This window comes from [Rhizobium] kunmingense (assembly GCF_977018605.1).
In genome coordinates this window covers 173,413-188,123 of the sequence record NZ_CDRNXG010000002.1, presented here as the reverse complement: position 1 = coordinate 188,123, position 14,711 = coordinate 173,413, and the positions used below count along the sequence as shown (strand labels likewise).

The 14,711-nt window shown below is 61.8% G+C and carries 14 protein-coding genes; 11 read left to right on the top strand and 3 right to left on the bottom strand.

Going from position 1 to position 14,711, the window contains the following annotated elements; genetic code table 11:
• Positions 1-4: 4 nt before the first annotated feature.
• Together AC0JZ4_RS19240 and AC0JZ4_RS19235 are read right to left on the bottom strand one after the other, a co-directional pair.
• The gene (locus AC0JZ4_RS19240; protein ID WP_471888116.1) at positions 5-1,567 is read right to left on the bottom strand and encodes an ABC transporter substrate-binding protein; all 1,563 of its coding nucleotides are present in this window, start codon (positions 1,565-1,567) and stop codon (positions 5-7) included.
• Between the two features lie 81 nt (positions 1,568-1,648).
• Complete coding sequence (locus tag AC0JZ4_RS19235) at positions 1,649-2,818, bottom strand: M24 family metallopeptidase (RefSeq protein ID WP_471889033.1); 1,170 nt, start codon at positions 2,816-2,818, stop codon at positions 1,649-1,651.
• Positions 2,819-3,060: 242 nt separating this feature from the next.
• Here AC0JZ4_RS19235 and AC0JZ4_RS19230 point away from each other — a divergent pair, with 242 nt between their 5' ends.
• From AC0JZ4_RS19230 to AC0JZ4_RS19210, 5 genes are read left to right on the top strand one after another with little or no spacing between them, the layout of a single operon-like run.
• Complete coding sequence (locus tag AC0JZ4_RS19230) at positions 3,061-3,720, top strand: GntR family transcriptional regulator (protein ID WP_471888115.1); 660 nt, start codon at positions 3,061-3,063, stop codon at positions 3,718-3,720.
• Entirely contained in the window at positions 3,717-5,030 is a 1,314-nt protein-coding gene (locus AC0JZ4_RS19225) for a hydantoinase/carbamoylase family amidase (protein ID WP_471888114.1), read from the top strand. Before AC0JZ4_RS19230 ends, AC0JZ4_RS19225 begins: the two co-directional genes overlap by 4 nt.
• A gap of 2 nt (positions 5,031-5,032) precedes the next feature.
• The gene (locus AC0JZ4_RS19220; RefSeq protein WP_471888113.1) at positions 5,033-5,986 is read left to right on the top strand and encodes an NAD(P)-dependent oxidoreductase; all 954 of its coding nucleotides are present in this window, start codon (positions 5,033-5,035) and stop codon (positions 5,984-5,986) included.
• A gap of 23 nt (positions 5,987-6,009) precedes the next feature.
• Entirely contained in the window at positions 6,010-6,771 is a 762-nt protein-coding gene (gene pxpB / locus AC0JZ4_RS19215; protein WP_471888112.1) for a 5-oxoprolinase subunit PxpB, read from the top strand.
• Positions 6,768-7,703, top strand: coding sequence for a 5-oxoprolinase subunit C family protein (locus tag AC0JZ4_RS19210; protein ID WP_471888111.1), 936 nt, complete (start codon positions 6,768-6,770; stop codon positions 7,701-7,703). The genes pxpB and AC0JZ4_RS19210 overlap by 4 nt, the downstream gene beginning before the upstream one ends.
• Before the next feature lie 222 nt (positions 7,704-7,925).
• Here the strand turns inward: AC0JZ4_RS19210 and AC0JZ4_RS19205 are convergent, their stop codons facing one another.
• On the bottom strand, positions 7,926-8,687 hold the full coding sequence (locus AC0JZ4_RS19205) for a LamB/YcsF family protein (protein WP_471888110.1): 762 nt from the start codon (positions 8,685-8,687) through the stop codon (positions 7,926-7,928).
• Positions 8,688-8,833: 146 nt separating this feature from the next.
• On the opposite strand from AC0JZ4_RS19205, the gene AC0JZ4_RS19200 reads away from it, so the two are divergent.
• The 6 genes from AC0JZ4_RS19200 (at position 8,834) to AC0JZ4_RS19175 (ending at position 14,707) form a co-directional block, all read left to right on the top strand.
• Positions 8,834-9,535 (top strand): type 1 glutamine amidotransferase, encoded by a 702-nt coding sequence (locus tag AC0JZ4_RS19200; protein ID WP_471888109.1) that lies wholly within the window; start codon positions 8,834-8,836, stop codon positions 9,533-9,535.
• A gap of 30 nt (positions 9,536-9,565) precedes the next feature.
• Positions 9,566-10,696, top strand: a complete 1,131-nt coding sequence (locus tag AC0JZ4_RS19195) for a M24 family metallopeptidase (protein WP_471888108.1) — start codon at positions 9,566-9,568, stop codon at positions 10,694-10,696.
• A 165-nt stretch (positions 10,697-10,861) separates the two neighbouring features.
• Entirely contained in the window at positions 10,862-11,458 is a 597-nt protein-coding gene (locus AC0JZ4_RS19190) for an ABC transporter ATP-binding protein (RefSeq protein ID WP_471888107.1), read from the top strand.
• 1 nt (position 11,459) lies between these two features.
• Positions 11,460-12,251: an ABC transporter permease gene (locus AC0JZ4_RS19185; RefSeq protein WP_471888106.1), complete on the top strand. Its 792-nt coding sequence runs from the start codon at positions 11,460-11,462 to the stop codon at positions 12,249-12,251.
• A 129-nt stretch (positions 12,252-12,380) separates the two neighbouring features.
• Positions 12,381-13,838 carry an argininosuccinate lyase gene (gene argH, locus AC0JZ4_RS19180; protein WP_471888105.1) on the top strand — a complete coding sequence of 486 codons (1,458 nt, stop codon included), beginning with the start codon at positions 12,381-12,383 and terminating at the stop codon, positions 13,836-13,838.
• Positions 13,838-14,707, top strand: coding sequence for an amino acid ABC transporter permease (locus tag AC0JZ4_RS19175; RefSeq protein ID WP_471888104.1), 870 nt, complete (start codon positions 13,838-13,840; stop codon positions 14,705-14,707). The genes argH and AC0JZ4_RS19175 overlap by 1 nt, the downstream gene beginning before the upstream one ends.
• Positions 14,708-14,711 lie beyond the last annotated feature (4 nt).

Sequence of the window (14,711 nt, the reverse complement as noted above, 5' to 3'; positions counted from 1 at the left end):
CGGATCAGGCCTTATTCAGCCAGACGTTTTCAATATAGTAATAGCGCGACAGGGGCGCGATCGTCCAATCTTCGGAGCCTGCACCGCTGGCAGTCAGGATATCCTCGAAAATCGGCACGATATACGGCGTCTCGTCGAGCTGCAGCTGCTGCGCCTTCGCATAAAGCTCCTTGCGCGCGGCCGGATCGACAGTGGCGCGGGCATCCGCGATCAGCTTGTCGAAATCGGCATTCTTCCAGGCCGTATCTTCATAGGAGGCATTGGAGGTCAAAAGCAGGTTGAAGGTTGCGTCCTCGGTCGCCTGCATGCCCCAATACCCCATGTAGAACTGGCCCTTCATCCACACATTGGCGAGATAGGTGTCGTGCGGCATGGTTTCGACTTCGATGTCGAAACCGGCCGGCAGCGCCATCTGCTTCAGCGCGATCGCCACCTGCGCACGGATGGCAGGGCGGTTGGAGGCGACGAGCTTGATCGTGATGCCGTCCGGATAACCGGCCTCGGCCAGCAGTTTCTTGGCGCCTTCCGGATCATAGGCGATTTCCGGAGTGTCGATCGCATACTGGAATTCCGGCGAGACGAGGTTGTCATAAGCCGGGCGACCAAGGCCCTCGAGCACGATATCGACCAGCATCTGGCGATCCACCGACATGGCAAGCGCCTTGCGCACGCGCACGTCGTCGAACGGCTTCTGGTCCTGACGCATGGTGATGTTGACGAAACGGCCGGACGGAATGCGCTGTGCGGTGATGCCGGTCGCATCAGCGATACGCTGGAAGTCGGCCTGCTGCACAACCAGCATGACGTCGACGGCACCGGACAGGAAATTGGCGCTTTCGGCGGCAAGGTCGGGGAACAGCATCATCTCGACGGCATCGAGATGCGGCTTGCCCTTGATGAAATAGCTCTCGTTCTTGACCAGGCGCACCATGCGGGCGCTATCATAGGTCTCGAGCTTGAACGGGCCGGTGCCGTTCGCCATCGTATCCAGCTGTTCACGGGGACCGGAAAGAGCGGCCTTCGAGATGATGCGTGCATTGGCATGCGCCGTGGAGATCGGCAGGTCGGCAAATGGCGTTTTGAGCGTAAAACGGACGGTCGTCGGATCAACCGCCTCGATCTTCTCGATCATGTTGAGGACCGAGCGGGCGGCAGCCGGGATGTCGGGATTGAGGATCGCCTGGAAGGTAGCGACGACATCGTCCGCCGTGCACGGCGTGCCGTCATGGAAAACCACACCCTGGCGCAGGTAGAAGGTGAAGATCTTGGCGTCTTCGCTGCTTTCCCAGCGCTCGGCAAGATCAGCCATAGGCGCATTGTCCGGTCCCATGCGGGTGAGACCCGAATAGAGCATGTCTACCACCGGATATTCGGCAGGACCGGAGCAGTTCAGCACGTTCAACGTCGCGATACGCGTCGAATGGCTGATCTTCAGCGTGCCGCCTTCTTTCGGCGTTCCTGCGGCAAGCGCATCGGTCATGTTCAGCGTGGGAAGCAACGCCATTGCGGCAACACCGCCTGCGAGGCCCATTACCATGCTGCGGCGGGTAATCATGAAAGTCGTCATCGTTTTCCCTCTGAATTTGGTTTTTGACTGAAGCCGGGCGGCATTGTTCTTGTGATTTTCCCGGCTTTATTCCCTGGCCCGTCAGCTGATCACGGTCAGCTCGTCGGGCAATCCTGTCAGCACTTCCGGCGCGCCGTCGGTAACCAGCAGCGTGTGGCCCACGCCCATCGCCAGCCCCGTATCGGCATCGCCGTTCATCACGTGGTAGAACAGCGTCATGCCCGGCTGGCAGACGGTCGGGTTGCCGGAATAGATCATCGGCGGCACATCCATGCTGGTCGGCGCGAATGTGCAGCCTACCGAATAGCCGGTCGCGCCGTAGCGCGCGCGTTTGTAGCCGCCCTTGTCGAGACCGTCGGCATAAACGTCAAAGATCTCGCCGAGCGTCGTGCCCGGACGGGCGATCTCGGTCATTTTCCTCAGCGTCTCCATGCCGACATCGTACATCTTGCGATGCGCATCGGAGACCTTGCCGAACAGGATCGTCCATTCGGTTTTCACATTGTAACGACGATAGGCGACCGGGTATTCGACCAGGATTTGGTCCTGCTCTTCCAGTCGGCGCGGATCGGAAACGCCGCGACCGTAGACGGCGCGCGGCCCGGAATTGAACAGTGGCGCATTCGGCGGCATGTCGGCGCCCTGGCCGAGGATCGAGGTGAGATAGGTTGCCTTCAGATCGCTGTCGAGAATGCCCGGACGCGCTGCCGCGATTACGGCATTCAGCGAGTCATCCAGAATACGGGCCGCCTTGCGGGTATATTCGATCTCGGCCGGCGACTTGCAGACACGCAGCCAGCGGATCAGGTGACGGTCGTCTTCCAGCTCGCACCAGTTGCCGATCGTCTGCTGCGTGCGATAGAGGTTCCAGCCGGTCAGGCCGTGGGTGTTCAGCTCGATGGCGATCTTTTTCCCGCCGAGGCCGAGTTCTTCGAGGATCACTTTCAGGTCGGCGGCCGGGTTTGCATCCTCGGCATCCCACCAGATGCGGATATCCTCGATGATGCTCGTCTGTTTTGCCTGCACCAGATCGGGGCGGCGGGTCAGAAGCACCGGCTGACGGCCATCCGTCGGCACCACGAGGCACTGGTAATAGACGAAGCCGCCGGTGTCGTAACCGGTCAGCCAGTACATGCTTTCCTGTGCAAACACGAGCATAGCGTCAACGCCGCGCGCCGCGAGTTCGGCCCGAAGCCGGTCCTGTCGCTGCAGATGCTCCTCTTTCGAAAAGGGGAGGTTCGGTTGCGGCATGGCACTCACAGGTTCGTCCTTTCGACACGATCGTCAAAGCTCGATGTTGCTTCACGATACGGTTTGGTATACCACTCGTCAACCAGCGGAATACAAAAATTGCGTCACACCAAAAACCGCATGGGAAAAGGGATCGCTGAGGATAGACAGCCGTTGGGCGCAAGAGCTGGTGACAACCGCCATAACGTGTGGCACCAGAAAGTCATTTGAAGCCGTCTCCCAAAGGGAGGGACTGGATATTTATGCTGATTGAAACCGACAAGCGGCTGGCGCTGCAGGCCTACGAGCAGATATTGAACCTGATCCTTTCCGGTGCTGCCCAGCCCGGCGCCATGGTGACCGAACGTCGTCTGGCCGAAACGCTCAACATGTCGCGCACCCCGATCCGCGATGCGCTGCTGATGCTCGAGGGCGAAGGCCTTCTGATCCGCCAGGGAAGCCGCGGCCTTCAGGTGAAGCAGATGCGCATCGAGGATTATATGGACGCGCTTCAGGTCCGCCTGCTGCTCGAACCGGAAGCCGCACGTCTCGCCGCCGGTCATATGCCGGCTTCGGCTCTCGATGAACTGGAAGCCGATCTCAACACGCTTCTCGGCCACCCGGAAGATGGCGAAGGCAAGCCGGACCGCGGCTCCGTCCGCGATGTCGACGACCGCCTGCATGGCGGTATCGGCGATGCCGCCGGCAATCCGCAACTGGCCCATATCATCCGCACGCTGCGCCGCCAGACCCAGATCTTCGACCTGAGAAGCATGCCGGAACGGTTCGACGCGACCTGCCGCGAGCATCTCGCCATCGTTTCAGCTTTGCGTGAAGGCCGTGGTGACGATGCCGCACAAATGATGCGCGACCATCTCGCGCATGTAAAAGACAGCATTATCGGGAGACTGACCCGCGCATGACCGTTTTGGCAGAACAAGCGCAGACGGAAACGTCCGTGCTCAGCAACGCCGCCCCTGTGGATATCTCTCTCGCGGAACGGCTGTTCGACGAGTTGAGGCGCCGCACCGGCACCAATCGCGGCATCACCCGCGCTTCCTACGGTCTCGGCGAACAGATCGCCCATGACATGGTCCGCCGTGAGGCGCGCAAGCTCGGCCTCGAAGTCAAGACCGATCCGGGCTGCAATCTCTACATGACGATGAAGGGCCGCGAAGAGGGTCCGGGCATCTTCATCGGCTCGCATCTCGATTCCGTGCCGATGGGCGGCAATTTCGATGGCGCTGCCGGCGTGCTTCTCGGCCTGTCGGTCATTTCCGGTTATGTCCGCGCCGGCATCCGCCCGCCGCGCGATATCACCGTCATGGCGATCCGCGCCGAGGAAAGCACCTGGTTCGGCGCCTCCTATATCGGCAGCCGCGCCGCACTCGGCCGGCTGACGGGACGCGAACTCGATCAGGTCAAGCGCTCCTCCGACCAGATCTCCCTCGGCGCCGCCATCGATGCAGCCGGCGGTGATACGGAATTCCTTCGCTCGGACAAATCCTGGCTCGACCCGAAGAGTATCGCGATGTTCATCGAGCCGCATATCGAGCAGGGGCCGGTTCTGATCGAGAAAAAGCTGCCGATCGGCATCGTCACCGGCATTCGCGGTTCCTTCCGTTATCGCGAAGCCAAATGCATCGGGACCTATGCCCATTCCGGCGCGACTCCGCGTGAATACCGCAGCGATGCGGTTCGTGCAGCCTCGGCTCTGGTCGTCGAACTCGACAAGGCCTGGGACAGGCTGCAGGCGGAAGGTGCCGATCTCGTCGTCACCTTCGGCCAGTTTTCGACCGACGCCTCGGAAGCTGCCTTCAGCAAGATCGCCGGCAAGCTCTCATTTGCACTCGATGTCCGCAGCCAGGAGCCGGAAACGCTCGCCAGGATGCAGGCCGTCCTTGCCGATGCGGTTGCCCGCATCGAGGCGGAACACCGGGTCAAATTCGAACTCGGCCGTTTGACCGACAGCAAGGCGGCGAAGATGGACGACGCTATTGTCGCCTCGCTCGCCGGTCTGGCAAAGGAGCATGGTATCGAGGCCGAAATCATGGCCTGCGGTGCGGGCCATGATGCGGCGGTCTTTGCCGATGCCGGCGTGCCGACCGGCATGGTCTTCATCCGCAATGCCAATGGCAGCCATAATCCGGACGAGCAGATGGAGATTGCCGATTTCACGCAGGCAGCGCGGCTCGTGTCCGCGCTCTGTCTCGACCCGCCATTGAAAACCTGATCATGTCCGATATTCGTTGTGACTGCCTCATCGTCCAGCCGATCGCCAAAAGCGCCATCCGCATGCTGGAGGAAACCGGGCTCGCCGTCCACATTGCGGCCTCTACCGCCTTTGCCGATCTCGAACCTTATCTTGCCGTCGCCACAGCGGTCATCACCCGCAATCACGGCCTGTCTGCCCGCGAAATCGAAGCGGCTCCCAATCTCAGGGTCGTTGGCGTTCACGGCACCGGCACCGACAAGGTGCACAAGCCGTCGCTTGCCGCCCGCGGCATCCCCTTGCACAATACGCCCGGCGCCAATGCCCAGTCCGTCGCCGAACTGGTGATCAGCCTGATGCTTGCCTGCTCGCGCTCGCTGATCGCCGCCGACAACGCATCGCGCACCGGCGACACGATTTTTCGCCAGCGTCACCGCACCTATGAGCTCTCCGGCCGCCGTCTCGGCCTGTTCGGCTACGGCCATATTGCGAAACTCGTCGCCCATCTGGCACAGGCATTCGGCATGGAGGTCGCCACCGTATCGCGGTACACGCCTGCCGACGAACTGCAAAGCGAAGGCATCACGTCTCTGCCGGATCTCGACAGCCTCTGCGAATGGGCTGATATCGTTTCGCTGCATGGCATACCCGAGGAAAAGCCGCTCATCGATGCCCGCCGCCTGTCGCTGATCGGCAAACAGGGCATTTTGATCAACACCGCCCGTGGCGCATTGATCGACGAGGACGCGCTCGCCACCGCATTGAGGGACGGCGTCATCGCCGCCGCCGGTCTCGACGTCCTGACCATAGAGCCGATTACGTCAGATAATCCCCTCCTCGATTGCCCGAATCTTGTGCTAACTCCCCATATCGGCGGCTCGACGGACGAGGCGCTGGAAAAGACGGGCTTTCAGGTTGCCAGCAAGGTGCTGGCCGAACTGAAGCCGCTCGAATGGCTTCCGGCCACCGGCACCTGAGCACGACAGGGTAGAGCAGAGACATGCAGTTCAAGCCGCAATCAGGTGCCGGGTCGATACCCGAGATCTCCTATCCCCGCGTCCTTCGATGCGGCGACCGCGCAATCGGCATCGAGTTTTCCGATACGGTCAGCGAGGCCGCAAACCTCAAGGTCCTGTCGCTCGATGCATCGCTTGCCGCAGAGCCGATAGACGGCATTCTCGAAACCATCCCCACCTATCGCTCGCTGACCGTGATCTACGATCCGAAAATCGTGCGCGGCGCCGTTCTCGGCCAAGAATTGATGCAGCGGGCAACGCATGACATTGCCGCGCCGCAGACTGGCCGGCTGCTCGAATTCCCGGTGCTTTACGGCGGCGAACATCAGGCAGATCTCGACGAACTCGCCGCGCTGAAGAACATGAGCGCTGCCGATGTCATCGCGCTGCATTCCTCCGCCGAATACCGGGTCTACATGATCGGCTTTGCGCCGGGTTTCGCCTATCTCGGCGGGCTTCCGGAGATTTTACACACGCCGCGGCTTGCCGTGCCGCGCCAGCGGATCGAGGCCGGCGCGATTGGCATCGGCGGCCGCCAGTCGAGCATCAATTCCGTCCCCGGCCCGAGCGGCTGGCGCTTTCTCGGCCGCACACCATTCAGGCTTTTCGATCCCGCCCGCGCCGAACCCTTTCTGCTCAAGGCCGGCGACCGCATCACCTTCCGCAGCGTCGACCTCAACGAGGCCCGGGAACTGGATGAGCAAGTCGCGGCCGGCACCGCCAAACTCAAGGAGATCGCCCGATGACCGCTCTCCTTTCCATTTCTCGCGCCGGCCCGCTGATGTCGGTGCAGGATGACGGCCGCTACGGGTTTCGCGCCCGCGGGGTTTCGACATCCGGCGCCATGGATCGCGACGCCCACGCTATCGCCAATGCGCTTGTCGGCAATGATCCGCATGCCGCGACTATCGAATTCGCCCTCATCGGCGGCGCATTCACCGCAGATCGCGATGTCCTTATCGCGGTCACCGGCGGCAGTTGCGCAGTGGAAATTGCCGGCAAGCCGGTCCCCACCTGGGAAAGCCACCTCCTCAAGGCCGGCGAAACACTGACCGTCGGTGCCTTGCGCGGTGCCGTCTGGGGTTATGTCGCCATGTCCGGCGGCATCACGATCCCAAAGATGCTGGGTAGCCGCTCCACCCATTTGCGAACAGCAGTCGGTGGCCTGAACGGCAAGGCACTCGCCGCAGGCGATGTCCTGCCACTTGGCGAAACCGGCAAACTTAAACCCCGCATGCTCGGCACGCCCTACTTGCGCGCACACGGCCCGATCTCCGTGGTCCCCGGCCCGCAGGACGATTACTTCGATGAAGACGCGTGGAAGACCTTTCTGCGTCAGTCCTATCGCACCACCACCTCCCGCGACCGCATGGCCATGGTTCTCGACGGTCCGGCGCTCCAGGCATTCAAGGGCCACGACATCGTCTCGGATGCCACAGTTATAGGCTCCATCCAAGTGCCGGGATCGGGCAAGCCGATCGTGCTCACCGCCGATGGCCAGACGACCGGCGGCTACCCGAAAATCGCCACCATCGCCTCTTTCGATCTCGCGCGTCTGGCGCAGTTGCCGGCCGGCCAACAGTTTCTGTTTCGGGCAATCTCGGCGGACCTGGCGGAGGAACAGGCAATCCACGCCGAGGATCGCCTTACCGCCGTGATTGCGGGTCTCAAGCATTGAGTGCTGCAAGCAATTTGTGACCAGCATCCTTCAAAAGATGCCGTCATCCTCGGGCTTGTCCTGAGGATCTAACCACAGTGCTAAGACCGCGATGTTGCAATGGGCTGGAACGGATGCAGATCCTCGGGACAAGCCCGAGGATGACGACGGAGAGGTTTTCGATCCTTTGGCCGCCTGAGGAAAAGTTGGCGCGCCGTCCAAGCGCCCTCCTTTTCACCCCAATCACGACACCGCAGCCCCAATCACCCATCCGGCCTCTTCCAGCGCCCCACGCAACTGCCGCGCCATGCCCACCGCACCGGGCGTATCGCCATGCACGCAGACAGACCCGATAGGCACCTCCAGCCGCTTGCCTGAAGTCGAAGTCAGGCACCCTTCCGAAACCATCCCGATCACCCGCTTCACCAGCAGTTCCGCATCATGGATCACCGAACCCGGTTCGGAGCGTGGCGAAAGATTGAAATTGTCCGCATAGGTCCGGTCGGCATAGATCTCGTTGATCGGCGTCAGGCCCAGCTTTTCGGCCGCCCGCGCCGTCGCCGTCCCCGGCATCACCATGAAGGCGAGTTTCGGATCAACGGCCTTGATTGCACGGCCGACGGCAAGAGCCATCTCATCGTCATCGGCACAGACATTGCCGAGCGCGCCATGGGTCTTCACATGTGTAATCGGGTGGCCTTCGAGTGCCGCGACCGCGGCCAGCGCCCCAACCTGATAGGCGACCAGCGTCTCCACGTCCGAAATACTCAATCCCGGCAGACGCCGCCGGCCAAAACCGATCAGGTCCATATAACCGGGATGCGCGCCGATCGCGACGCCGCGCTCCTTCGCCAGCCGCACCGTCTTTCGCATGATGTCCGGGTCACCGGCATGAAAGCCGCAGGCGATATTGGCGGTGCTGACGATATCGAGCATCGCCGCATCGTCGCCCATCGTCCACGGGCCAAATCCTTCGCCGAGATCGGAATTGAGATCGATGCGCATGACTTCCCCTTCTAAGGTGTCCGGCCGTCTTCAGCCGTCCGGTGAGATGCATAACACGGCACCGGATGATTGCCACGATTTCCCGATTGCGCCATGAACACCGTTGGTATACCACTGGTGTGCTGATTTTGGAAATGGGGAATGACATGGGCAAGCGCCTTCTTTATCTCGGCAATGGCCGCAAGTTTCAGTCCATAGCAAAGCTCGATGACCGCTTCGAAGCCTGGGGTCTGAAGGTCGATCGTTACTGGGCTTATGATGGCCAGTTTCCCGAGACGCTGAAGGGTTATGACGGCATCTTTTTATCCGGCAGCCCGCATGGCGCCTATGAGGACGTGCCCTTCATCCTGCGCGAACATGACCTGATCCGCGAAGCAGCCGAGCTTGAAATCCCCATGCTCGGCATCTGCTTCGGCAGCCAGATTTTAGCATCCGCGCTTTGCGGCCGCGACCAGGTGTTCCGCCGCACTTCCTGCGAAATCGCCTACAAGGACCTGCCGCTCACCGAAGCCGCCCGCACCGACAAGCTGTGCCGTGATCTGGTCGACAGCGCCTACATGTTCGTCTGGCACAATGACGAGGTAAAGGCCGCGCACCCGGACATGACCGTGCTTGCCTATTCCGACGACTGCCCCAACCATATCTGGCGCTACAAGGACAAGGATATCTGGGGCATCCAGGGCCATCCGGAAATCACCAAGGCGCAGGCCGTCATCTGGTTCGAGGAAAACCGCGAGCGCATGACGCTCGATGGCGCAAATATCGATGACCTCAAGGCACAGGCCCACGAGGCCGCCGAGGCCAAGACCATGCTGACCCGTTTTGCGGAACTGGTCCAGAACGCCTGATTTAAAGAATATCCCGATCGAGGAAGAATAATGGTTACGCCCGCCTACTGGTTCGAACGCGCCGAATTCCTGTCCCGCCTCTCCCGCGTCCAGGCCGAGCTGAAGAAAAAGCAGCTCGACGGTCTCGTCGCCTTTCTGCCGGAAACAGTGACCTGGCTCACCGGCTATTTTACCCGCGCCTACGGCACGCTGCAGTTTGCCATTATCCCGGCCGAGGGCGAACCGACCCTGTTCTGCCGTGACGTCGAGGAATATTATCTCGACAGCACCTGCGTCTTCTCCGATCGGGTGATGTGGACCGACAGCGACGACCGCATGGCGGTTGCCGCCTCCGCTATCGAAAGCCGTATCGGCAAGACAGCCAAGCTCGGCATCGAACTTTCGGCCTGGCCGCTCTCGGCCGGCCGCTACGAATACCTGAAATCGGCGCTGCCCGGCATCGTCTGGCAGGATGAAAGCGCCATGACGCCGCAGATGCGCCTGATCAAGTCGCCTGCCGAAATCGCCTATCAGCGCCGTGCGGCAAAGGCTGCCGAAGCCGGCATGCAGGCGGCGATCGACAGCGCCGCCGTCGGCGTCACCGAGCGCGAGATGGCCGCCGAAGTCTGCGCCGCGATGATCCGCGCCGGTTCCGACCTGCCGGGTCCAGGCGTCATGTCATCGGGCGAGCGCGCCTTCCACCTGCATGGCGGTTATTCCGACCGCGTGCTGGAAGCCGGTGATATCATCCAGATCGAAACGACGCCGAACGTCAAACATTATCACGCCCGTTTCATGCGCCCGATCCGCGTCGGACCGGTTCAGGACGACGATCATAAGGTGGTAGAACAGCTGATCGCCATCCAGGATGCGGCAATCCGTGAGGTGAAGCCGGGCGTTTCTGTCCGAGTACCCGACGCGATCTATCGCGACGGCGTGCTGTCGGCGGGCCTTCGCGAAACCTACACGAACAAGACCTTCTATTCCGTCGGCCTGCTCCTGCAGCCCAACGGCGGCGAGCCGCTGGAATCGGCGGAAAACAGCACCTGGGTCTTCGAACCCGGCCAGACCTTCCACACTTACGTGCTCGCCCGCGGTTTCGGCATGTCGGAAACCATCACGATTACAGAAACCGGCTACGAGAAACTGACCAACTTCCCGCGCCAGCTCTTCGTGAAATAACGCCGCTTGACCGGCCGGGGCCGGGGCGCCCGGCTGCCGCAGCCCGGCGAGGATTGCAGGGTGAAAAGCCTCATCCTGCAGCTCCGACTGCGAAAAACAGGTTGGCAGGCCTTCAACACCGGGTTAGCCAGTCCCGATGGAACAAAATCCGGGCGCGCCGCAAGAATGATCAATCCTGACAAAGACCTGCTGACCGTCAGCCTGCCGGCGACATCGATCGCGGGACGCGTCGATTTCACCCTTTCGGGTGGCCGGTGCCTCGTCGTCTCCGGCCCGTCCGGCGTCGGCAAGACGACGATGCTTCGCAAGGTCGCCGATCTCGACCCGCATGACGGCGCCATCTCGCTGGGAGCCGATCAGCAGTTTTCGGTTGCAGGCCCCGCCTGGCGTCGAAAGGTCTCCTATGTCGCATCGGAAAGCGGCTGGTGGGAGCCGACGGTTGGCGAGCATTTTCAGCAGGAAGATGCCACTCGGGCATTGATGGAACGCCTCGGCATGCCGCCGGAAAAGCTCCGGAACGCACCCCAGACCCTCTCGACTGGAGAGCGTCAAAGGATGGCGCTCATCAGGGCGCTCGTCAGAGCCCCGGCATTCCTGCTTCTCGATGAACCGACCTCAGCCCTCGATGACCAGGCGACCCTCGATGTCGAGGCAGTTCTCCTCGACTACAGGAAATCCGGCGGCGGGCTTCTCGTCGTTACCCACGACACCGCCCAGGGCAAACGCCTGGCCGATGGCCATCTCATTCTGAAGCGAGCCTGACATGGTCACACTCGGTGCAATCGAACTGACACTTGCGATCGGCCTGACGCTGATGAGCGCGCTCCTGTCGGTGTACCTGTCCCTCGGCTTCCACAAGACGCTCGCCTGGTCGGCAGTCCGCATGACCGTTCAGCTTCTGCTCGTCGGCATGCTGCTACGCTTCGTCTTTGCACAGCAGTCGGCATGGATCACACTCATCGTCTTTGTCTTCATGCTGAGCGCTGCAAGCTATGAGACAGGAGGGAGATTGCCGCGCCGGCTTAAGGGCACGCTGCAGTTTCTGGTCAGCGGCGCCGCGATCAGCCTGTCGACCAGCCTGGTATCGGCGTTTGCGCTGATCACCGTTCTCGGAACGCAAAGCTGGCTGGAGCCGGCGCATGCCATCCCGATTGCCGGCATCATTCTCGGCACCTCGATGAATTCGGCCAGTATCGCGCTCAATGCCCTGTTCGCCAATGTCGGCAACGAGCGCAATGCCATCGAGGCCCAGCTCGCTCTCGGCGCCACCCGCTGGCAGGCGCTCGGCCCCTTGATGCGGCGCGCCATACAGGCAGGCCTTCTGCCCGTCACAAACCAGATGGTCGGCGCCGGCATCATCACCATGCCCGGCATCATGAGCGGTCAGATTCTCGCCGGGCAGGACCCGCTCGAGGCAGGGAAATACCAGATATTCCTCATGCTTCTTCTGGCTTCCAGCGGTGCGGCGAGCACCATTCTGGCCGTCTACGCGGCGGCGCGAAACATCACCGACGACCGTCATCGCCTGCGGCTCGATCACCTCGTCAGCCGGTAGGATATGACGGAACCGCATCGCCTTCAGTGCGCTAGTCGCTTTCGTCATACGGCCGAGAAATAAATTCATTTGCCGCAGAAAAGGGCACGTGCAAACCTTGCCTAAAGTCTAAACAAGCAGAGTAAATCCATGTCCGAATCGACCCAGCTCTGGGGCGGCCGCTTCAAGTCCGGCCCCTCCGAGGCACTGGCCAATCTGTCCCGTGCGCCCGCCTCCTACTTCCGCCTTTACCGTGAGGATATTGCCGGCTCGCGCGCCCATGCGTCCGAACTGAAGCGCGCCGGCGTGCTGGATGAAGCCGAGTTCGCCAAGATCCGCGCGACGCTGGATGCGGTCGAGGCCGATGTCGCGGCGGGCCGCGAGACACCGATTGCCGGCGATGAGGATGTTCACACCTTTCTCGAACGCCTGCTGACCGTCCGCCTCGGCGCGCTCGGCGGCAAGCTGCGCGCCGGTCGTTCGCGCAACGATCAGACAGCCAACAACACCCGTCTTTATCTGCGCCGCATGGCCCGCGAACTCAGCGCCGGCATCATTTCCGTCGAGGAGGCGATCCGCTCCCAGGCCGCAAAGCATACCGAAACGGTCATGCCGGGCTTTACCCATCTGCAGCCGGCACAGCCCGTCGTGCTCGGCCATCACCTGATGGCGCATGCGCAGTCGCTGCTGCGCGATCTGGAGCGCTTTGCCGATTTCGACCGCCGTTTCGACCGCTCGCCGCTTGGCGCAGCGGCACTCGCCGGCTCCGGCATCGTCAACCGCCCGGACCTCTCCGCCGTTGAACTGGGTTATTCGGCCGCCTGCGAAAACTCCATCGATGCGGTTGCCTCGCGCGATCTCGTCGCCGAGTTCCTGTTCATCGCCTCGCTCGTCGGTGTCAATCTTTCGCGCCTTGCCGAAGAGATCTGCATCTGGAGTTCCAAGCAGTTCAGCTGGGTGCGCCTGCATGACAGCTACTCGACCGGCTCCTCGATCATGCCGCAGAAGAAGAACCCGGATATCGCCGAGCTGACACGTGGCATGTCCGGCACGCTGATCGGCAACATCGCCGGCTTCCTCGCCACGATGAAGGCCATGCCGCTCGCCTATAACCGTGACCTCGCGGAAGACAAGAAGGTGCTGTTCGAGACGATCGACACGCTGGAACTGATACTGCCCGCCTTCGCCGGCATGGTCGAGACGCTCGAATTCGAAGTCGAGAAGCTGCGCGAAGAAGCGCCGCGCGGTTTCACACTGGCAACCGAGGTAGCCGACTGGCTGGTGCGCCAGAACATTCCCTTCGCCGAAGCCCACGAGATCACCGGCGCCGTGGTTCGCTATTGCGAGGAGCGCGGCCACGATCTTTCCGGCCTGACGGAGGAAGATCTGCCGAAGATCGACGAGCGCCTCAACGCCGACATGCTGAATGCCATCACGCTGGAACATGCGCTTGCAAGCCGCACCGGCTACGGCTCCACGGCGCCGGCCAGCGTGCGCGAGCAGATCGCCCGCTTCGATGCGGCGCTCGACATTTTCCGCAGCTTCTCCAGCACGCCGCTCAGCGGCTCGGCTTTTTCCAAGCCGGAAACCGATAAGGCGGCGCTCTGATGACAGCGACAACCACCGCAACATCCGAGGCGAGCAAATACGAGATCGCCCATCTGAAGCTGGTGCCCAAGCGCAATCTCGGCCGCAAGGTGGCCGCAGCAATCGTCATACTGCTGATGGCCGCTCTCATTCGCGCCTTCAGCGTCGGCCAGATCGAATGGTCCTATGTCGGCGACTTCCTCTTCGCGCCGGTCATCCTCCAGGGCCTCGTCAACACGCTGGTGATGACTGTCGCCGCCATGACGATCGGTATCGTTCTGGGTGTGATCATCGCGATCATGCGCATTTCCGGCAATCCGGTGCTGTCGTGGATTGCGATCGGCTATCTCTGGCTTTTCCGGGGTGCACCGGCGCTGCTGCAGCTGATGATCTGGTTCAACCTGGCGCTGATCTTCCCGACCATGGGCATTCCGGGCCTTTTCGAATTCCGTACGGTCGATATCATGACGCCCTTCGTGGCGGCCATGCTGGGCCTCGGCATCCAGCAGGGCGCCTATACGTCCGAAGTCGTTCGAAGCGGCCTCCTGTCGGTCGATGCCGGCCAGTACGAGGCCGCCCGCACGCTCGGCATGACGCAGATGAAGATGCTGCGCCGTATCGTTCTGCCGCAGGCCATGCGCGTCATGGTTCCGCCGGTCGGCAACGAAGTGATCGGCATGGTCAAGCTGACCTCGCTTGCCAGCGTCATCCAGTTTTCCGAAATCCTGCACAATGCGCAGGTGATCTACTACGCCAACACGCGCGTTCTCGAACTGCTTCTGGTTGCCAGCTTCTGGTATCTCGTCGTGGTTTCCATCCTCTCCGTGATCCAGCAGCGTATCGAGCTCTATTACGGTCGCGGTTCCAAATCCATTCGCGCATCGATGTGAGGCT